Raw genomic sequence first — 19,723 nt, 5'->3', positions numbered from 1 at the left:
TATAAAACGGAGGAAGAGGATGGACAAGGTAAAGGTTGTCAAGATTGAGGACCGAATTCCGAAGCTGAAAGAACATCGCAAACAAAAAGCAAATCGTCGTCTTATTTATTACTTGTCCTTTTTCTTCCTGTTATTGTTGGTCGTCGTTTATTTTCAATCAGATCTTAGTCATGTGAAGAAAATTACCGTCTCAGGCAACTATTTTGTAACCGACAATGAGATTCTTGAACAAAGCAAAATTTCAACAAAGACAAAGTATTTGAATGTATCTGAAGATGAAATTATGGAGCGGCTCGAGGATATCTCAGAGGTTAGTTCTGTATCCATCCAAAAGAAATTTTTTAACCAAGTTGTAATTAAAGTGAGTGAATTTCAACGAGTCGGGTATTTCAGGAAAGAGAACGTATACTACCCGATGCTTCAGAACGGGAAAATGTTAGAGCCTTTAAAGAAAAATGAGAGACCAGTAAATGCACCTGTAATCGTCAGCTGGAAAGATCCAGAACAACTAGAGATGATGGCACAGGAACTGCAGAAGCTGCCTGAAGGAATTATTCATCGTATATCTGAAATCACACATACACCTTCATCCAACAGTTCAAACCAGCTAACGTTGTTTATGACGGATGGAAACAAAGTGGTGACAACTATCTCTAAGTTTTCAGAAAGGCTGACAGCTTATCCATCTTTAGTGAGCGAGTTAAAGCCTGAGGAAAAAGGAACGTTCTATTTAGGAATCAGCACACGTTTTGAACGATACAACCAAGTGGAGGAAAGTAATGAGAAAAATTAAAGGGACGCATCTTTTCCTATCTTTAATCCTACTCGTTACCGGGTTCATATTATCTTTCTCCTATCAGAGAGCGCAGATCGAAAAGCAAAATGTTGTGCAGAACAATGAATGGAAAAAGGAAGATTCATTGCGCAGCCAAATCTTAAATCTTCAAAAAACAAATAGAGAATTAGCAGGCGATCTTCAAAGTCTGCAGCAAAATGTTGAGAAGAAAGAAAATAAGCTAGCAGATCAAGAGGAGATATCTTCTAAACTAGTAGAAGATTTAAAAGAGCTCAGAATGGTAGTAGGAAACGTAAAAGTGAAAGGGGAGGGGGTAGAAGTTACCCTACAAGATTCCTCCTATATACCGGAAGGGGAGAACCCTAACGATTATATCGTCCATGAAGAACATATAAGAAGTGTCATTGACGAACTTCACGTATCGGGTGCAGAAGCCATTGCTATAAACGGTCAAAGAATCTCTCACGATACGTATATCGCTTGTATCGGTCCTGTCGTTTCTGTGGATGGCAACCAATATCCTGCACCCTTTGTTATCACAGCAATTGGTAATTCCACAACCCTAGAGAAATCTTTGAATCTATACATCGTCGATAAAATTGTTAATGATGGTGTAGAAGTAAGAGTGGAGCAAGAAAGCGCGATCGAGATGGAGCCATTTATTACAGAAGAGGGATGAGTTAGTTGAAGGAAAGACAATTCATGTTTGCAACAATTGCCCTCATACTTGGCGGAATGCTGGCGATCCAATTTGAGACCACAAACAATCCTGTTGTTCGGGATACTAGAGATTTATGGGAATTAAGAGCTGATTTGGAAAAAGAAAAACAGCGTCAGCAGGAGCTTAATGAGGAATATGAACGCTATAGTGAACTCCTGAACCAATACAAAGGTGAAGGTAAGGACGAAAAAATCCAAGCAATGGAAAAAGCGCTATGGGATTTAAAAAAACAGGCAGGATTAACAACGATTAGCGGACAAGGAATCGTAATAACGATCGAACCTTTTAGTGAAGAGCTAATTGGAGTAGGTCAACCTGTTCCTAAAATAGATCCTGATATGCTTAGAAGACTTGTAAACGAACTAAACCGATATGATGCGAATGAGATCTCTATAGATGGCCAACGCGTCGTATCTAAAACCCCGATCCGGGAAGTGAATGGAAACATTTACATAAACAATGAGCCTGTTTCATCATTTCCGATTGAAATCAGAGTTTTGGCAAAAGACAATGAAAAACTTCATCAGAAGATCATTGCTTCACCCGCTGTAGAGGAGTTTATCCGAGAAAATTTTCTCGTCGAATCCAAACAAACGGCTAAAGTTATTTTGCCAGCTTTCGATAAAGATATGAAGGTGAAGTTTATGAAACCGGCAAAGGAGGAAACGTAAGATGTGGTTGCCGGTACTTGGACTGTTATTAGGTCTACTATTAGGTTTCATGTCTGATATCCGGGTCCCTCCAGAATATGCAAACTATTTATCAATAGCTGTCTTAGCTGCACTCGATACCTTATTCGGTGGTATACGTGCACATCTTCAAGGCAGTTTTGAAGATAAAGTGTTCATTACAGGTTTTTTCTTTAACATTTTATTGGCTGCAGGGCTCGCATACTTAGGGGTACACCTTGGTATCGATCTGTATCTAGCTGCAATTTTTGCATTTGGTGTTAGGTTGTTTAATAATATCGCTGTTATTAGACGCTTAATTATTTCCAAATGGTCAGATTCGCGCAAAAAGGCCTAAAAAATTTGAAAAAACGGTAAAAAAAAAGAGGGATAACCCGTTGTTTGTGGAATTTATTCCATAATTAAGCGCAAATTAAGGGATTTTTAAAAATTTAAGAAGATTTTTTGGATGAAAGGTAAGGAGGTGCCACAGAATGAACAGCAATGAAATTTATGTAAGTTTAGACATCGGTACATCCAATATTAAAGTGATCATTGGAGAAATGACTAGTGAGTCCTTTAATGTTATTGGTGTTGGCCATGCAAAATCAGCTGGAATCAGAAAAGGTTCCATTGTAGATATTGACGAAACTGTTCGTTCCATAAGAAAAGCCGTAGAGCAAGCAGAAAGAATGTTAGGTATTCCAATTAATGCTGTAATCGTAGGTGTAAAAGGAAACCATATTCAACTTCAGCCTTGCCACGGTGTAGTTGCGGTATCAAGAGAAGACCGAGAGATCGGTGATGAAGACATCGCTAGAGTAATAGAGGCAGCTCAGGTTATGTCAGTGCCTCCAGAACGCGAAATTATAGATGTGATTCCTCGACAATTTATTGTTGATGGTACAGATGAGATTATTGATCCTCGAGGTATGTTAGGTGTTCGCCTTGAGATGGAAGGAACAGTGATAACTGGTTCCAAGACAATCTTACATAATTTATTACGTTGCGTAGAACGAGCTGGACTTACAGTGGCGGATATTTGTTTAGAGCCATTGGCAACATCATCGATTGCACTTTCACGAGATGAGATGGAGCTTGGTGTAGCACTGATCGATATTGGTGGGGGTTCTACTACACTATCTGTTTTTGATCAAGGGACCATGCAGTTAACATCCGTTCTTCCTGTTGGTGGAGACTTTATCACAAAAGATATATCCATCGGATTAAGAACGTCTGCTGAAGATGCAGAAAAGATCAAGCTAAAGCATGGTCATTCTTTTGTGGATTATGCATCAAAAGATGAGACATTTACAGTATCGCAAATTGGATCTTCACAAGAACAAGAAATCTCGCAATACGAACTTTCGTTAATCATTGAAGCTCGTATGGCTGAAATATTTGAGATGATTGATGATGAATTGCATCAGCGCGGATATTCCGAACTGCCAGGCGGTTTTGTTATTACAGGCGGAGTTGCTGCAATACCAGGAGTACTTGAGCTCGCCCAAGATATCTTCCAACAGAACGTACGTGTTTCCTTGCCGGATTATATCGGGGTTAGAGAACCGAAGTTTACAGCAGGTGTGGGGTTAATCCAATTCACTCACAAAAATATTAAAGTTCAAGGAAAAGAAGTTGCCACTGCGTTAGCTGATAACGCTGGAGAACCTTTACCGAAAAAGAAACAACAATCCAGCCAAAAATCGGGACAAGAAAAACAATCCGGTGGCATGAAATCAAAAGTCAAAGACTGGTTTGGTTTATTTTTTGAATAACATTAAGGAACTAGTCATTAGGAGGAACGCTCATGTTAGAGTTTGATATGAATATGGATCAATTGGCGACAATTAAAGTAATTGGTGTTGGTGGCGGCGGAAGTAACGCTGTTAACCGTATGATCGAACATGGTGTACAAGGTGTAGAATTTATTTGTGTGAATACAGATGCACAAGCTTTGAATCTATCAAAAGCGCCTGTAAAAATGCAGATCGGAACGAAATTAACAAGAGGACTAGGTGCAGGTGCGAATCCTGATATCGGTAAAAAAGCTGCTGAAGAAAGCCGAGAGCAGATCGAAGAGGCACTTAGCGGTGCTGATATGGTCTTCGTAACAGCTGGTATGGGTGGTGGAACAGGTACTGGTGCAGCACCTGTAGTCGCAGAGATCGCTAAAGATCTTGGTGCCCTTACAGTTGGTGTTGTTACAAGACCGTTCACTTTTGAAGGCCGCAAGCGTTCTACGCAAGCGGTAGGTGGAATCTCTGTACTAAAAGAAAAAGTTGATACATTGATTGTTATCCCGAATGATCGATTATTAGAGATCGTAGATAAAAACACTCCGATGCTTGAAGCTTTCCGTGAAGCGGACAATGTTCTTCGCCAAGGTGTACAAGGTATTTCTGATTTGATCGCAGTACCAGGATTGATCAACCTTGACTTTGCCGATGTAAAAACGATCATGACTGAACGCGGTTCCGCACTTATGGGTATTGGTGTAGGTACTGGTGAAAACCGTGCTGCTGAGGCTGCGAAAAAAGCCATTTCATCTCCACTTCTTGAAACATCTATCGATGGAGCAAAAGGTGTATTGATGAACATTACAGGTGGAGCAAACTTGAGCCTATATGAGGTGAACGAAGCTGCAGATATCGTTTCATCTGCTTCAGATCCTGAAGTAAACATGATCTTTGGTTCCGTAATTAACGAAGAACTAAAAGATGAGATTCTAGTTACGGTTATCGCAACTGGATTTGATGAAACTGAAAAGATGGTGAACAACCAACAGAGAGCTGAGCGTCCTAGAATGCAGCAAGCTCCAACATCTAATCAGTCTCATTCGTCTCAAACTCAATCACAACCACAAAGTCAGTCTCAAGGGCAATCTCGTGAAGAAAGCCAAGAGTCTAGAAATACTTCTTACACGAATGCTGATTCAGATACACTTGATATTCCAACATTCTTGCGTAACCGCAGCCGTAACAGAAGAAGATAAATACAAAAATGAAAGCATGTTCTCTATTTTAGAGAGCATGCTTTTTTGTTTTGTTAGTAGGTTGATCCCCGCTCCAGGTTGCTCGCTTTCCACGGGGGCGTGCGGTGAGCCTCCTACCGCTTTGCGCCATAGGAGTCTCCACCTGACCGCTCGTCCCGTAGGAGTCGGCAACCATACGCTTCAATCAACATGCAAAGGAAGAGAACAAAAAGAGATTAAAACATTTAAAGCAACAACTCTATAGAAAACAGCCTTTCAAAAAAATATTCCCCTTGTCTTTTTCTACAACTAGCATGTTGACAAGTAGAATGATGCTACAGAGAGATTAATAAAATGCTTCATTGAATAGTTTATTGGAGTGTAAGATGGGAGACTCTAGGCTAGGACAGGCGGGCAGGTGAGACACTTAAAAGTGAAACGTAAGAATGTGGCTCACCGCCTGCCCCGCGGAAAGCGAGCACCTGAAACGGAAATCAACCACTTCCAAAAACAACAAAACAAACGTAAAATGTTTTAGATTTTGTCATATTCTTGTCCGAAAAGCGTATACCTAACATATAAGTTATTTTGACAAAAATAGAGAAAATAAGAACTTTACTTCTCTCATAAACTGACAGACTTTCAAACAACCTATACGTTATACTGATTTCAAATTTAAGAAAGGAGAAAACCAATGACCCTTTATTTGGATGTCATTTGGTTTCTTAATTTCTGCATTGATTATGTTCTAATCTCTCTGACAGCGTATGTGCTTAAGCGCAATGCATCGAAAAAGAGAATCCTATCTGCTTCGTTATTAGCTTCAAGTTATGTGTTTTTAGTAATCTTTCCAGAACTAATGTTATTTTCACAGCCAATCATGAAATTTATCCTATCCATTTTTATTATGATTGTGGCGTTTGGCTTTAAGCGTTTCAAGTTTGTAATGAAAAATATCGCCATGTTTTATTTTGTTTCTTTTGTGACGGGTGGAGGTATTTTCGGTCTTCATTATTTTATGCAAAGTGATGCTGTGATTATGAATGGCGTTATCACGACAAAAAGTTCAGGTATGGGTGACCCGATCAGCTGGCTTTTTGTAGTAGCAGGTGTTCCTCTACTTTGGTACTTTTCAAAGAAAAGAGTAGATGATATTTCTGTGGAAAAAATGGATTCCAACAGTCTTGTCAAAGTTACTATCAAAATAGACCAGATCTTGATATCTGCAAATGGACTTATTGATACCGGTAATAAATTATACGATCCTATTTCTAAAATGCCTGTCATGATCCTTGATATGAACAAACACTGTGATTCTTTTCCAGAGATCATTCGAACTGCTGCCAAAAACGTCCTTACAATGAATACAGATGACAATGAACACCCTTGGTTGAACAGACTTCGAATCGTGCCTTATCGTGCAGTAGGACATCAACAGTTTTTAGCTTGTGTAAAACCAGATGCCGTAGAAATAGAAAAGGATGGAGTATCGGCAGCATCTCCGCAGTGTCTCATAGGCTTGAGCTGGACAGTATTATCTAGCGAAGGTCAGTTTGATGCTATCGTTCATCCAAAGATGCACCTGCAACATGTACAAGCGTCCTAACATAGGAGATACGTGAAAGAACTTAAAAGAAGATAATGTGAAAGGGGAGTTAACATGTTTAATAAGTGGCGTTTAAAAATGACGATGTACTGGTATAAGTTACTATTCAAGTTGGGGCTGAAGTCAGATGAGATTTATTATATTGGTGGAAATGAAGCTTTACCCCCTCCGCTTAGTAAAGAAGAAGAAGCGGTTCTGCTTGAAAAACTTCCTTCTGGTGACCAGGCTGCAAAATCTCTTTTGATCGAAAGAAACCTTCGTTTAGTCGTATACATTGCACGAAAGTTTGAGAACACAGGGATTAACATTGAAGATCTAATCAGTATCGGAACAATTGGCCTTATTAAAGCAGTAAACACGTTTAATCCAGAAAAAAAAATCAAGCTCGCGACTTATGCATCAAGATGTATAGAGAACGAGATCTTGATGTATTTACGCCGTAACAACAAGACTAGGTCAGAAGTATCGTTTGATGAACCGTTAAATGTGGATTGGGATGGGAACGAACTTTTGCTCTCAGATGTTCTTGGGACAGAAGATGACATAATAACGCGCAGAATTGAGGCAAATGTAGATCGTAAACTTTTATTAAAAGCACTATTTACATTAAACGATCGTGAAAAACAGATCATGGAACTTCGCTTCGGTCTATCAGGTGGCGAAGAAAAAACACAGAAAGATGTAGCAGATATGCTCGGAATTTCTCAGTCTTATATTTCAAGGCTGGAAAAGCGGATCATAAAGAGACTTCAAAAAGAATTTAATAAAATGGTTTAACACAGATTGAATATAGCTTTTAATCAGTTCTGACCGTTTTCTGTAAAATTACAATTGCATAAATTTCCCTCCGTTCGGTGATACTTAATTTGAAATTAGCTCCCGGCAGGAGGGAAAAGACTTGACAAGAAATAAAGTTGAGATTTGCGGAGTTGACACATCAAAGCTTCCTGTTTTAAAAAATCCAGAGATGCGTATTCTTTTTGATAAGATGCATAAAGGTGATCCTGATGCACGCGAAACTTTGGTTAACGGAAACCTCAGGCTCGTTCTGAGTGTCATTCAACGGTTCAACAACCGCGGAGAGCATGTAGATGATTTATTTCAAGTAGGATGTATTGGGCTGATGAAGTCCATAGACAATTTTGATCTAGGTCAGAATGTTAAGTTTTCTACCTATGCGGTTCCGATGATCATTGGTGAGATTCGCCGGTATCTTCGAGACAATAACCCGATAAGAGTTTCAAGAAGCTTAAGGGATATCGCATACAAAGCACTGCAAGTTCGAGATCAGCTTATGAACAAACTATCTCGGGAGCCAACCGCACAACAGATTGCAGAAGCTCTAGATGTACCGAAAGAAGAAGTGGTCTTTGCACTTGATGCCATTCAAGATCCAGTTTCACTATTCGAACCGATCTACAATGATGGCGGTGATCCGATCTTTGTTATGGATCAAATCAGCGATGATAAAGCAAAAGACATGCAGTGGATTGAGGAAATTGCTTTAAAAGAAGGAATGCGACGTTTGAATGATAGAGAAAAAATGATCTTAACGATGCGCTTCTTTCAAGGAAAAACGCAAATGGAAGTCGCTGATGAGATCGGTATATCACAGGCGCAAGTATCAAGACTTGAAAAAGCAGCGATCTCTCAGATGAATAAGAATATCCAAAGCAGCTAAAACCCGTTTTAACGGGTTTTTTTATTTTTGGACAGAAACATGAAATAGCTTTGTCCTTCATATACTGAAAGAAGAAAGGCGGGGATCGTAGATGAATAAAATATCAGATTTTCAAGTGAAAGATGTGGTTAACGTAGCAAATGGAAAAAAACTAGGTCATATAGCTGATCTTGAAATCAACTTAAATACAGGAAAGATAGATGCGATCATCATCCCTGGTGCTGGAAAGATGCTTGGTTTTTTTGCAAGAGAGAACGACATCGTGATACCTTGGAGAAATATTGTTAAGATCGGTGCAGATGTTATTCTTGTTAGACATATGGAAGCTAGCGAATTAAATGAATATGTTAAAGAACCGTTTGATCAATTGAAATAAACGGTTCTTTTTTCTTTCTTGCTTTAAATTGTGGTAAAATAAAGATAAAACTTTCCAGGAGGAGTACATACTATGAACACATTTGAACAATCTGGAAAGCATCTTGCAATACAGATTTGGCATAAGATAAATTCTAAGGTTATTGCTGGTTTCACAACACGTGAAGGCGGGAATAGTACAATGCCCTTTCATTCTATGAACATGGGTTTTCATGTGAACGATGATCCAGATACGGTTCGGAAAAACCGCAGATTATTTTCAGATGACATCAGTTTTCCGGTTGAAAATTGGGTAGGTTCTAAACAAGTTCATGCTGAAAATATTGTAAAGGTATCTAAAAAAGATAGAGGATTAGGTTCTTTAGATTTTGAAACGGCAATTCCCGATGCAGATGGATTATATACGTCAGATGAAAACATCCTTTTAACGTCACTGTATGCGGACTGTGTACCTCTCTATTTTTTTTCGCCGAACGATAACTTGATCGGACTCGCACACGCGGGATGGAAAGGAACAGTAGCAAAAATCGGTCCAGCAATGATCAAAGCTTGGAAAGATAAAGAGAATGTTGACGTGAAGGCGGTATTAGCCGCAATTGGTCCTTCTATAGGGCATTGCTGTTATGAGGTAGATGATCGAGTAATTAAAGAAGTAAAAGCAGCATTAGGTGGAGATAATGAAGACACCGTTTATAAGAAGAATGCAGCAGGAAACTATCAATTAAACTTGAAAAAACTAAATGAAATCCTTCTCTTAAGAGCTGGAGTACTGCCTGAAAATATTATCGTTTCAGATCAATGTACGAGCTGTCGAAACGACCTGTTCTTTTCACATCGTAAAGACAGAGGCAAGACGGGAAGAATGATGAGTTATATAGGCAGGAAAGGGGATTAATTAAGAAATTGGGTATCAAAGAAAACAAAGAACACATCTTAAATGAAATTCAAATTGCATGCGAGAAAAAAAACAGATCTTCAAAGGGCGTTAATTTGATCGCTGTGACGAAATATGTGAGTAATGAAACAACAAAAGACGCTGTTTTAGCAGGTATTGAACATATCGGTGAGAACAGGATAGAAGGACTGCTATCCAAAAAAGAATTTTTGAAAGACACGTCAGTTAAATGGCACTTTATAGGAACTCTGCAAACTAGAAAAGTAAAAGAAGTGATCGAGCATGTGGATTATATTCATTCGTTAGACCGTTTAAGTTTAGCGAGTGAGATTCAAAAACGAGCAGACAGGCCCATTTCTTGCTTTGTACAAGTTAATGTAGCCGAAGAAGATTCCAAACATGGTTTGCCAGTAAAAGATGTAGTCGCTTTTGTCGATAAATTAAAAGACTACGATCGTATTAAGGTTGTCGGACTCATGACTATGGCACCTTTTACTGATGATGAATCCTTAATCAGAAACGTGTTTTCTACATTAAAGCAACTTCAATTGGAAATACAGAAACTAGAATTGGTTCATGCTCCATGTACTGAATTATCTATGGGAATGTCTAACGATTTTTCGATTGCTGTTGAAGAAGGTGCAACATTTATTAGAATAGGGACGAGTTTAGTAGGAAAAGAATTTTAGGAGGTGGTACAGATGGGAATTAAAACAAAATTCAAGCGCTTTTTTGATCTGGAAGACGATTATGAGTATGAAGACGATTACGAGGAAGAAGCAATGCCTGAAGAAGAGGAAATCACACCGTCTCATACGAAAAAAGGAAAACCGAACGTTGTAAGTCTTCAAAGTATTCAACAACAAGTTAAAGTTGTTCTTGTAGAACCTCGTGTATATGCAGAAGCTCAAGATATCGCAGATCAATTAAAGAATCGACGAGCTGTTGTTATGAATTTACAAAGAATTCCGCATGATCAAGCAAAAAGAATCGTAGACTTCTTATCAGGGACTGTTTATGCAATCGGTGGTGACATACAAAAGTTAGGGCCGAATACATTTTTGTGTACTCCTGAAAATGTTGATGTTTCCGGAACGATTTCTGAAATGATGGAAGAAGATTAAATCAGGCAGGTGAAAATTATTGAATATGATCTATGCAGTTGAAGACGTAGTACTAACTCTTATTCAGATCTACTACTACATGATTATCGGGTACATACTATTATCTTGGTTTCCAAACGCTCGTGAGTCATCCATCGGTCAAGTGATCGCTAGACTCGTTGAACCATATCTATCTCCTTTTCGAAAGATTATTCCGCCTCTTGGCATGATTGATCTCTCACCAATCGTAGCTTTAATGGCTCTGCACTTTGCTCGTTTTGGTGTATCGGCGATCGCACAGATGATAGCTCGTTCACTTTAGGAGAAAGATATGAGTATCTATCAGCATTACAGACCAGAAGAGCATGAATTTGTGGATCGGGTCTTGCACTGGAAGTCGGAGGTGCTCGAGAGGTATAGTCCGAGATTGACGGACTTTCTTGATCCAAGAGAACAGGAAATCGTAAAAACCATCGTTGGTAACGATACAGAAGTTCGCCTCTCTTTATGGGGAGGCTCTTCTTTTTCTGAACGGAAGAGAGCATTGATCTATCCGGATTATTATGAAGCTCAGAACGAGGATTTCCAATTAGTCTGTTATAACATTCAGTATCCTGCTAAATTCTCTACGATTGAACACCGAGATGTTTTAGGAGCCTTAATGAACATAGGTGTTAAAAGAGGGAAGTATGGTGATATTTTAGTTTCAGGAGATTGTGTTCAATTCGTTTGTGCAACTGAGATATCTGGATTTATTGAATTGAACTTAACGAAAGTCGGTAAGACGGGTATTACGTTACATACTATTTCAGAAGATGAACTAGCAGAAGTAAAGGCTGAATATAACGAAAAGAGCGGGACGTTGTCTTCTCTGCGATTAGATGTGGTTGTCGCTGAAGTGTACAACCTTTCTCGTGCAAAAGCATCCCCCTTGATCCAACAAGGTCGGGTTAAGCTCAATCATAAGATCGTTGACCATGTTTCAACTGAAATGATGGAAGGTGATGAGCTCTCAGTAAGAGGATTCGGCAGGAGTAAACTCATCGCGATCGAGGGAACGACTAAGAAAGAAAAGTGGCGTATCCGTTACGGCCTTTTAAAATAATTTCCTTAAATAGAAGGAATGACGGAAAATTTGTCGAAATTAGGTAAAAAATAATGCATCAATGGAGGTGGCCGTTGTGCCTTTAACACCACTGGATATTCATAACAAAGAATTCACAAGAGGTTTCAGAGGGTATAGTGAAGATGAAGTGAATGACTTTTTAGATCAAGTCATCAAAGATTATGAAACAGTGATCCGAGAAAAGAAAGAACTAGAGGAAACGGTAGCGAACCTTGAAGAAAAAATCTCTTATTTCAAAAACATTGAGGAAACTCTAAATAAGTCGATTCTAATTGCTCAGGAAACAGGGGAAGAGGTAAAACGCACAGCAACGAAAGAGGCTCGCTTAATTGTAAAAGAAGCCGAAAAAAATGCGGATAGAATCATTAACGAGTCGTTATCGAAATCTCGAAAGATTTCAATGGAAATCGATGAATTAAAGAAACAGTCTTCTGTTTATCGAACGCGTTTCAAAATGTTGATCGAAGCTCAACTTGAAATGTTAAAGAATGATGACTGGGATTCTTTGAATGCACCTGATAATCTTGAAGGCTATGAACTACAGGAAGTAAAGTCGTAAGCTTGACATTACTTTAAAAAATCGCATATACTTTTCTAAGATTAATATGTGACGAAGACGGGGACAGTAAATTACTTTTATCTATTAAAGCGAGCTAGGAAATGGTGTGAGCCTAGTATAGAGGAGTATTCGAAAATCACCCTTGAGTTCCTGAACTGAAAAAAGGCAGTAAGTTTAGGCGCTTCATCCACGCTACGGATGACTAAGCGGGTTTCGTGTTTATATACGAACCTATTAGGGTGGTACCGCGGGATAACCTTCTCGTCCCTACTGTTAGCAGGCAGTAGGGGCGAGAAGGTTTTTTGTTTTAATATGGTACTTTTGGTCATCTGTCACGTTTTATCGTAATGAAGGAGGAAAGATGATGAATTATAAAGACACGTTATTAATGCCGAAAACAGAGTTCCCGATGCGAGGAAATCTTCCTCAAAGAGAACCTGTTGTGCAAGACAAGTGGAAAGAACTAGACATCTACAATTTGGTGTTAGAAAATACGAAGGATTTACCTCCTTTTATCCTGCATGATGGACCACCATATGCAAACGGTGATATCCACATCGGGCACGCAGAGAATAAAATTTTAAAAGATATCATCGTGCGGTTTAAATCGATGACAGGTCACTATGCTCCTTACGTTCCTGGTTGGGATACTCACGGGCTGCCGATCGAAACAGCACTAACAAAAAGCGGTAAAGTAAAACGCAAAGAACTAACAGTTGCAGAGTTCCGTAAGCTTTGTGAAGAGTATGCGCTGAAACAAGTCGATCATCAACGTGAGCAGTTTAAACGTCTAGGTGTTCGTGGAGATTGGGAAAACCCTTATATCACGTTAAATAAAGGTTACGAAGCTCGACAGATCGAAGTATTTGGCGAAATGGCCAAAAGAGATTTGATCTACAAAGGTTTAAAACCCGTATATTGGTCTCCTTCATCGGAATCTGCATTAGCAGAAGCAGAGATTGAGTACCAAGATAAACGTTCAGCTTCTATCTATGTAGCATTTGATGTAAAGGATGGAAAAGGTGTTCTTGATGCAGATGAGAAACTTGTAATCTGGACAACGACTCCATGGACGATTCCAGCGAACTTAGGAATCTCTGTTCATCCAGAATTAGATTACGTTTCTGTTCAAACGGAAAATGGAAAATATGTTGTAGCTGAAGCACTATTAGAATCACTGACGAAAGAATTTGAGTGGGATCAAGCTGAAGTAGTGAAACGCTTTAAAGGTGCCGACATTGAGCATGCCGTAGCCAGTCATCCTTTGTATGACCGTGATTCACTAGTTATGCTTGGCGACCATGTAACAACGGATGCAGGTACTGGTTGTGTTCATACAGCTCCTGGTCACGGTGAAGATGACTTTTTAGTAGGTAAGAAATACGGATTAGAAGTATTGTGTCCTGTTGATGACAGAGGTGTTATGACGAAAGAAGCACCTGGATTTGAAGGATTGTTCTATGATGAAGCGAATAAGCCGATTACTGAACAATTACAAGAAAAGGGTGCTCTTCTAAAGCTTTCATTCATCACACACTCTTATCCGCATGATTGGAGAACGAAAAAACCGGTAATCTTCCGTGCAACTGCTCAATGGTTTGCTTCGATCAAAGGAATCCGTGAAGATATGCTTCGTGCGATTGAAGAAGTAAACTGGGTTCCAACTTGGGGTGAAACACGTTTACACAACATGATCAAAGATCGTGAAGACTGGTGTATCTCTCGTCAAAGAGCTTGGGGTGTTCCAATTCCAGTATTTTACGGCGAAGATGGCGAAGCAATTCTTACAGAAGAAACGATCAGTCATGTTGTAGAATTGTTCAGAGAGCATGGATCAAACATCTGGTTTGAAAGAGATGCAAAAGATTTGCTTCCGGAAGGATTTACTTCACCACATAGCCCAAATGGCCGTTTCTCAAAAGAGACAGATATCATGGACGTTTGGTTTGATTCGGGTACATCTCACTGGGGTGTTCTTGAAGAGAGAGAGAATTTAGTAAGACCTGCTGATCTTTATCTTGAAGGATCTGACCAATATCGTGGATGGTTTAACTCTTCTCTTTCTACATCTGTTGCAATCACTGGTAAAGCTCCTTACAAAGCTGTATTAAGCCATGGTTTCGTTCTCGATGGAGAAGGACGTAAGATGAGTAAGTCAATTGGTAATACATTAGATCCGATCAAGGTGATGAAGCAGTTAGGTGCCGATATCATCCGTTTATGGGTATCGTCTGTTGATTACCAATCAGACGTACGTGTATCAGACGACATCTTAAAACAAGTTGCTGAAGTATACCGTAAGATCAGAAATACACTTCGTTTCTTGTTAGGTAACTTGCATGGATTTGATCCGAAGCAGCATTCTGTAAAATTTGAAGATATGCCTGATCTTGAAAAATACATGATGGTTAAACTTGATAAAGTAGTAGCTAAAGTGAAAAAAGCTTACGAAGAATATCAGTTTATCACGGTATATAATACGATTCACAACTTCTGTACGATTGAGTTAAGTTCTTTCTATCTAGATATGGCAAAAGATACTCTATATATTCAAGCAGAAGACGATCATAAACGTCGTAGCATCCAAACTGTGCTTTATCAATCACTAATGGCACTTACTAAGCTTTCAGCTCCTGTTCTTTCTCATACAGCTGATGAAGTATGGGAATACATTCCAGGCGTTGATGAAGTGAGTGTTCAATTAACAACAATGCCAGAAGTGAAGAACTACCAAGGTACTGAAAAGCTTGAAAAAGACTGGGATGTATTCATGGATGTTCGTGATGAAGTATTAAAAGCACTTGAAGAAGCAAGAAGCCAAAAAACAATTGGTAAGTCATTAACTGCATCCATTACTCTTTATCCGACAGAAGCTTTAAAACCATGGTTAGAATCAGTAGGGGACTTGAATAAGCTCTTTATCGTTTCTAAAGCTGAAGTTGGAGGATTGAAGTCAGAAGCTCCGGACTCTGCAGGTGTGTATGAGCATGTTGCTGTTTCAGTTAGCTCTGCAGAAGGTGAAACTTGTGAACGCTGCTGGGTTGTTTCTGAAGATGTTGGGCAGAACGAGAGTCATCCAACACTTTGTGCAAGCTGCGCAGAGATCGTTGAGAAGCACTACGCTTAAAAGTATCAGTGATTTAAACAGATAAATCTATAAAAGTTCTTGTACTTTCTTTTTCTTCTTTGAAAGTTGATCGGAGTGTAAGGTGCGAGACTCCTGCGGGACGAGCGGACAGGTGAGACCCTTAAGGGCGCGAAGCGTCAAGGGGCTCACCGGTCGCCCCGCGGAAAGCGAAGTAACCTGGAACGGAGATCAACTACTTACAAGAGCAACAAAGTTGACACAACCTATTAAGAAAATCCCGCATTTTGCGGGATTTTTGTTTGTTATGGTGTACTTCATTGATGTCAGACACAAATTAAATTGTAGAACGTCCGATGGCTGTGCTACAATTCATAAAGACATTAATTTCTGTATCGGAGGAGTTCTATTGTTTTATTATCTTGTAGCTTTGTTGATCTTGGTAATCGACCAAGTGACAAAGTGGCTAATCGTAAAGAATATGGAATTAGGGCAATCTATTCCTGTTATTGATCAAGTATTCTACATAACCTCTCACCGAAACAGGGGAGCCGCATTTGGTATTCTCCAAGATCAGCGATACTTTTTTATCATTATTACCGTTATTGTTGTCGGTGCAGTTGTTTATTACCTACAAAAACACGCACATGATACACTCCTTAAAACGGCGTTAGCACTTGTATTAGGAGGAGCTGTTGGTAATTTTATCGATCGTTTGCTTCGCGGAGAAGTTGTTGATTTTCTGAATGTTTACATCGGCAGCTATGACTTCCCGATTTTTAATGTAGCCGACAGTGCACTCGTTGTAGGTGTTGGTTTGATTTTTATTCAAAGTTTTATGGAAAGCAAAAAGAAGGAGCCAGAAAATGAACAAATTTGAATATACGGTAACCCCTGAACAAGCAGGAAACCGTATTGATAAAGTTTTATCTGATGTACAAGATGATTGGTCACGTTCTCAGATTCAAAACTGGATCAAAGATAAAATCGTATTGTTAGAAGGAAAACCAGTAAAGTCAAATTATAAATGTACCACTGGTGATGAGATAGAGATTGATATTCCAGAACCAGAAGTACTTGATGTTGTACCAGAAGAGATGAATCTGGATATTGTGTATGAAGATTCTGATGTACTTGTTGTGAATAAGCCACGCGGGATGGTTGTTCATCCGGCACCTGGGCATTATAGCGGAACACTAGTAAACGGTCTTATGGCACACTGCAAAGATCTATCTGGCATCAATGGTGTACTTCGACCAGGGATCGTCCACCGTATCGATAAAGATACATCTGGTCTATTGATGGTTGCAAAAAATGATAAGGCACATGAATCGCTGGTTGATCAGCTTAAAGCCAAAACCACAACACGTGTTTATAAAGCGATCGTTCATGGAGTCATGCCACATGACCAAGGTACGATTGATGCACCGATCGGAAGAGACAAGAGTGATCGTCAAAAAATGACCGTAACCGATGAAAACAGCCGTGATGCTGTTACTCATTTTAATGTGATCAAACGGTTTACGAATTACACGTTTGTGGAATGTCAGCTAGAAACAGGACGTACACACCAAATTCGTGTTCATATGAAATATATTGGATTCCCATTAGCCGGAGATCCGAAGTATGGTCCTTCAAAGACACTGCAGATCGAAGGTCAAGCACTTCATGCACAAACATTAGGATTTGATCATCCTAGCACGGGTGAATATATGGAATTTGAACGAGAAATCCCAGCTGACATGATTGAACTATTGGATCTGTTAGAGAAAAGAAGTTGACAAACGTTTAAGGGTTTGTCATAATCAATGTAACTTAAATAGTCCTTTAACTTTAGTCCCGTGAGGCTGAGAAGGAAACGTTTTTTATGAGAATTCTTACTTAGGATTTCTCTATCCTCTCGTCATGCGTGACGGGAGGATTTTTTTTTGGAATTAACGGTTAAAGGCAACAAGTTTTAAAAGGAGGGTTAGTTTATGTCAAAAACAGTATTAATGGATGATCAAGCAATCAGAAGAGCACTTACTCGGATCGCGCATGAAATTATTGAGCGAAATAAGGGAGTTACAGACATCGTATTAGCTGGCATAAAGACCCGTGGGGAATTTCTTGCAAAGCGCTTAGCTGAACGCATCGAACAGATTGAAGGGAACGCTGTTTCAGTAGGTGTCATTGATATCACATTGTACCGAGATGATCTTAAGATCAAAACGGATAATTCTGAACCTGAAGTAAAAGGAACGGATATTCCAGTTGAAGTGACAGACAAAAAGATAATCCTAGTAGATGATGTTCTTTATACAGGAAGAACAGTTAGAGCTGGAATGGATGCCATCATGGATCTAGGACGAGCTTCTAATATACAGCTTGCGGTTCTCATTGACAGAGGACATAGAGAGCTTCCGATTCGAGCTGATTATGTTGGAAAGAATGTTCCAACATCGAGTGAAGAAATCATCTCCGCTTCTTTAATAGAAGTAGATGGGTTCGATGAAGTATCTATCTCAACAACTAAATAAGTCCCTTTAAATTCAGTCCAGAGAGGCTGGCAAGGGAGGTATTGATCAAGTGGCACGATACGTGTACACTTGTGCCTCCGCGGCCTCTTTTGCAAAAAGCAGAAGAGGTTTTTTTATTGCAAAGAGCTGAAAACTCTATATCCTTTGCAAATATAAGTGTTACCAATCAGGAGGTCAATAATATGGAAAACCAGACAAAAGCGATTTTAGATGTACATGATAAACCATCACCGGTTCAGTGGTTAACGTTGAGCTTGCAGCACTTATTCGCCATGTTTGGTGCTACAGTGCTAGTACCATTCTTAGTGGGTCTTCACCCAGGTGTGGCACTCGTATCAAGTGGACTTGCAACGCTAGCTTATCTTTTAGTAACAAAAGGACAAATTCCTGCTTATCTCGGATCAAGTTTTGCCTTTATAACACCGATCTTAACGGTAAAAGCTTTTGGAGGCCCAGAAGCAGCTATGCTAGGAAGCTTTTTAGCGGGTTTGGTTTACGGAGTTGTAGCTCTTTTGATCAAAGGATTCGGTTTTAAGTGGCTGATGAGAGTGTTACCACCTGTTGTAGTCGGTCCGGTTATTATCGTAATCGGTTTAGGATTAGCAAACGTAGCAGTGGGTATGGCGATGAACGATCCGGCAACAGAAAAATATAGTTTGATGCACTTTACAGTAGCATTATTTACTCTCGGAGTAACGATTGTATGTTCGATCTTCTTCAGAGGAATTTTAGGAATCATCCCGATTCTGATCGGTATCATAGCAGGCTTTACTTTTGCGTACTTCAGAGGAATCGTAGATTTTTCAAAAGTAGCAGAAGCGAAATGGATTCAAGCTCCAGATTTCTTCGTACCTTTTGTAAACTATACACCTGACTTTACATGGAGCATCGCAATAATCATGATGCCAGTGGCTGCGGTAACGATAGCAGAACATATCGGACATCAGCTCGTGCTTTCAAAAGTAGTCGGCCGAAACTTTATTGAAAAACCAGGTCTTCATCGTTCGATCTTAGGTGATGGAATGGGAGTAATCATCGGTTCATTTATCGGAGGACCTCCTGTAACAACGTATGGTGAAAATATCGGAGTGTTAGCAATAACGCGCGTCTATTCAGTCTTCGTGATCGGAGGGGCAGCAGTAACGGCCATTCTGTTCGGATTCTCTGGAAAAGTAACAGCACTGATCAGTACGATTCCTACAGCGGTTATGGGAGGGGTATCCATCCTATTATTCGGAATCATCGCATCTTCTGGTTTACGTATGTTAGTAGACAACAATATCGATTTTGGAAACAAAAGAAACTTAATCATCTCATCCGTAATCTTAGTAACAGGTATAGGTGGAGCAGCATTAAAGATTAATGCGAACTTTGAAATTGCTGGAATGGCATTAGCAACGCTTATCGGTATCATGTTAAATCTGGTGCTCCCAGGACGAGAGGATGACAAAGATCTGATAAACAAAATGTTCAAAACAAACGATAACGACACAGCCGCATAAAACACCTTTTAACTAAGTACGAGAGACTTAAAAGGGTGACGACATGAGAGGAACGATGTTCTTCTTCTGTTTAGAGCACCCTGAAAAAACTTCAGGGTGCTATTTTTATGTCA

Annotated in this window: 21 protein-coding genes and 1 other annotated feature; all 21 genes read left to right on the top strand. The window is 39.5% G+C overall.

The genetic code is table 11. From position 1 onward, the window contains the following. Positions 1-19: 19 nt before the first annotated feature. Positions 20-793: a cell division protein FtsQ/DivIB gene (locus tag FS458_RS12265; protein ID WP_144700913.1), complete on the top strand. Its 774-nt coding sequence runs from the start codon at positions 20-22 to the stop codon at positions 791-793. Then, positions 780-1,475, top strand: a complete 696-nt coding sequence (locus tag FS458_RS12260; protein WP_186320533.1) for a DUF881 domain-containing protein — start codon at positions 780-782, stop codon at positions 1,473-1,475. Before FS458_RS12265 ends, FS458_RS12260 begins: the two co-directional genes overlap by 14 nt. 5 nt (positions 1,476-1,480) lie before the next feature. Next, positions 1,481-2,188 carry a DUF881 domain-containing protein gene (locus FS458_RS12255; protein WP_144700911.1) on the top strand — a complete coding sequence of 236 codons (708 nt, stop codon included), beginning with the start codon at positions 1,481-1,483 and terminating at the stop codon, positions 2,186-2,188. A 1-nt stretch (position 2,189) separates the two neighbouring features. Further along, entirely contained in the window at positions 2,190-2,543 is a 354-nt protein-coding gene (locus FS458_RS12250) for a small basic family protein (RefSeq protein WP_066393455.1), read from the top strand. A gap of 136 nt (positions 2,544-2,679) precedes the next feature. Then, entirely contained in the window at positions 2,680-3,963 is a 1,284-nt protein-coding gene (gene ftsA / locus FS458_RS12245; RefSeq protein WP_137789733.1) for a cell division protein FtsA, read from the top strand. Between the two features lie 32 nt (positions 3,964-3,995). Next, a complete protein-coding gene (ftsZ, locus tag FS458_RS12240; protein ID WP_144700909.1) occupies positions 3,996-5,180 on the top strand; it encodes a cell division protein FtsZ in 1,185 nt (394 codons plus the stop codon). Between the two features lie 673 nt (positions 5,181-5,853). After that, complete coding sequence (gene spoIIGA, locus FS458_RS12235; RefSeq protein ID WP_144700907.1) at positions 5,854-6,765, top strand: sigma-E processing peptidase SpoIIGA; 912 nt, start codon at positions 5,854-5,856, stop codon at positions 6,763-6,765. A gap of 54 nt (positions 6,766-6,819) precedes the next feature. Next, complete coding sequence (gene sigE / locus FS458_RS12230) at positions 6,820-7,542, top strand: RNA polymerase sporulation sigma factor SigE (RefSeq protein ID WP_137789730.1); 723 nt, start codon at positions 6,820-6,822, stop codon at positions 7,540-7,542. Positions 7,543-7,663: 121 nt separating this feature from the next. Continuing rightward, positions 7,664-8,446, top strand: a complete 783-nt coding sequence (gene sigG, locus FS458_RS12225) for an RNA polymerase sporulation sigma factor SigG (RefSeq protein ID WP_066240567.1) — start codon at positions 7,664-7,666, stop codon at positions 8,444-8,446. Between the two features lie 91 nt (positions 8,447-8,537). Next, positions 8,538-8,822, top strand: a complete 285-nt coding sequence (locus tag FS458_RS12220; RefSeq protein WP_066289211.1) for a YlmC/YmxH family sporulation protein — start codon at positions 8,538-8,540, stop codon at positions 8,820-8,822. A gap of 72 nt (positions 8,823-8,894) precedes the next feature. Continuing rightward, positions 8,895-9,716 carry a peptidoglycan editing factor PgeF gene (gene pgeF / locus FS458_RS12215; RefSeq protein ID WP_144700905.1) on the top strand — a complete coding sequence of 274 codons (822 nt, stop codon included), beginning with the start codon at positions 8,895-8,897 and terminating at the stop codon, positions 9,714-9,716. Between the two features lie 8 nt (positions 9,717-9,724). Then, positions 9,725-10,405, top strand: a complete 681-nt coding sequence (locus FS458_RS12210; protein WP_144700903.1) for a YggS family pyridoxal phosphate-dependent enzyme — start codon at positions 9,725-9,727, stop codon at positions 10,403-10,405. A 12-nt stretch (positions 10,406-10,417) separates the two neighbouring features. Further along, complete coding sequence (locus tag FS458_RS12205; protein ID WP_144700902.1) at positions 10,418-10,840, top strand: cell division protein SepF; 423 nt, start codon at positions 10,418-10,420, stop codon at positions 10,838-10,840. Between the two features lie 25 nt (positions 10,841-10,865). Next, complete coding sequence (locus FS458_RS12200; RefSeq protein ID WP_225218836.1) at positions 10,866-11,141, top strand: YggT family protein; 276 nt, start codon at positions 10,866-10,868, stop codon at positions 11,139-11,141. 9 nt (positions 11,142-11,150) lie between these two features. Continuing rightward, positions 11,151-11,924, top strand: a complete 774-nt coding sequence (locus FS458_RS12195; protein ID WP_144700899.1) for an RNA-binding protein — start codon at positions 11,151-11,153, stop codon at positions 11,922-11,924. Positions 11,925-12,000: 76 nt separating this feature from the next. Next, positions 12,001-12,504, top strand: a complete 504-nt coding sequence (locus tag FS458_RS12190; protein WP_137789726.1) for a DivIVA domain-containing protein — start codon at positions 12,001-12,003, stop codon at positions 12,502-12,504. A 45-nt stretch (positions 12,505-12,549) separates the two neighbouring features. Then, positions 12,550-12,776, top strand: a binding site (T-box leader). A 92-nt stretch (positions 12,777-12,868) separates the two neighbouring features. Continuing rightward, entirely contained in the window at positions 12,869-15,631 is a 2,763-nt protein-coding gene (ileS, locus tag FS458_RS12185) for an isoleucine--tRNA ligase (RefSeq protein WP_144703541.1), read from the top strand. Between the two features lie 367 nt (positions 15,632-15,998). Next, positions 15,999-16,469: a signal peptidase II gene (lspA, locus tag FS458_RS12180; RefSeq protein WP_144700897.1), complete on the top strand. Its 471-nt coding sequence runs from the start codon at positions 15,999-16,001 to the stop codon at positions 16,467-16,469. Continuing rightward, entirely contained in the window at positions 16,456-17,370 is a 915-nt protein-coding gene (locus tag FS458_RS12175; protein WP_144700895.1) for an RluA family pseudouridine synthase, read from the top strand. Before lspA ends, FS458_RS12175 begins: the two co-directional genes overlap by 14 nt. 195 nt (positions 17,371-17,565) lie before the next feature. Then, complete coding sequence (pyrR, locus tag FS458_RS12170; protein ID WP_066393489.1) at positions 17,566-18,108, top strand: bifunctional pyr operon transcriptional regulator/uracil phosphoribosyltransferase PyrR; 543 nt, start codon at positions 17,566-17,568, stop codon at positions 18,106-18,108. Between the two features lie 182 nt (positions 18,109-18,290). Beyond that, a complete protein-coding gene (locus FS458_RS12165; RefSeq protein ID WP_144700892.1) occupies positions 18,291-19,610 on the top strand; it encodes a solute carrier family 23 protein in 1,320 nt (439 codons plus the stop codon). Positions 19,611-19,723: the final 113 nt, after the last annotated feature.

It is taken from the genome of Fictibacillus phosphorivorans, from assembly GCF_007673525.1.
In the GTDB taxonomy this organism is placed as follows: domain Bacteria; phylum Bacillota; class Bacilli; order Bacillales; family Fictibacillaceae; genus Fictibacillus; species Fictibacillus phosphorivorans_C.
The sequence above is the reverse complement of the archived record's forward strand: the minus strand, read 5'-3'. Positions and strand labels throughout refer to the sequence as shown.

Excerpts from the sequence above, each read along its gene's own strand:
- FS458_RS12165 (WP_144700892.1), top strand. The coding sequence starts at position 18,291 with ATGGAAAACCAGACAAAAGCGATTTTAGATGTACATGATAAACCATCA.
- FS458_RS12175 (WP_144700895.1), top strand. The coding sequence starts at position 16,456 with ATGAACAAATTTGAATATACGGTAACCCCTGAACAAGCAGGAAACCGT.
- FS458_RS12265 (WP_144700913.1), top strand. The coding sequence starts at position 20 with ATGGACAAGGTAAAGGTTGTCAAGATTGAGGACCGAATTCCGAAGCTG.
- spoIIGA (WP_144700907.1), top strand. The coding sequence starts at position 5,854 with ATGACCCTTTATTTGGATGTCATTTGGTTTCTTAATTTCTGCATTGAT.
- FS458_RS12220 (WP_066289211.1), top strand. The coding sequence starts at position 8,538 with ATGAATAAAATATCAGATTTTCAAGTGAAAGATGTGGTTAACGTAGCA.
- FS458_RS12205 (WP_144700902.1), top strand. The coding sequence starts at position 10,418 with ATGGGAATTAAAACAAAATTCAAGCGCTTTTTTGATCTGGAAGACGAT.
- ftsZ (WP_144700909.1), top strand. The coding sequence starts at position 3,996 with ATGTTAGAGTTTGATATGAATATGGATCAATTGGCGACAATTAAAGTA.
- pyrR (WP_066393489.1), top strand. The coding sequence starts at position 17,566 with ATGTCAAAAACAGTATTAATGGATGATCAAGCAATCAGAAGAGCACTT.
- FS458_RS12250 (WP_066393455.1), top strand. The coding sequence starts at position 2,190 with ATGTGGTTGCCGGTACTTGGACTGTTATTAGGTCTACTATTAGGTTTC.
- pgeF (WP_144700905.1), top strand. The coding sequence starts at position 8,895 with ATGAACACATTTGAACAATCTGGAAAGCATCTTGCAATACAGATTTGG.
- FS458_RS12195 (WP_144700899.1), top strand. The coding sequence starts at position 11,151 with ATGAGTATCTATCAGCATTACAGACCAGAAGAGCATGAATTTGTGGAT.
- FS458_RS12200 (WP_225218836.1), top strand. The coding sequence starts at position 10,866 with ATGATCTATGCAGTTGAAGACGTAGTACTAACTCTTATTCAGATCTAC.
- FS458_RS12260 (WP_186320533.1), top strand. The coding sequence starts at position 780 with ATGAGAAAAATTAAAGGGACGCATCTTTTCCTATCTTTAATCCTACTC.
- ileS (WP_144703541.1), top strand. The coding sequence starts at position 12,869 with ATGAATTATAAAGACACGTTATTAATGCCGAAAACAGAGTTCCCGATG.
- sigE (WP_137789730.1), top strand. The coding sequence starts at position 6,820 with ATGTTTAATAAGTGGCGTTTAAAAATGACGATGTACTGGTATAAGTTA.
- ftsA (WP_137789733.1), top strand. The coding sequence starts at position 2,680 with ATGAACAGCAATGAAATTTATGTAAGTTTAGACATCGGTACATCCAAT.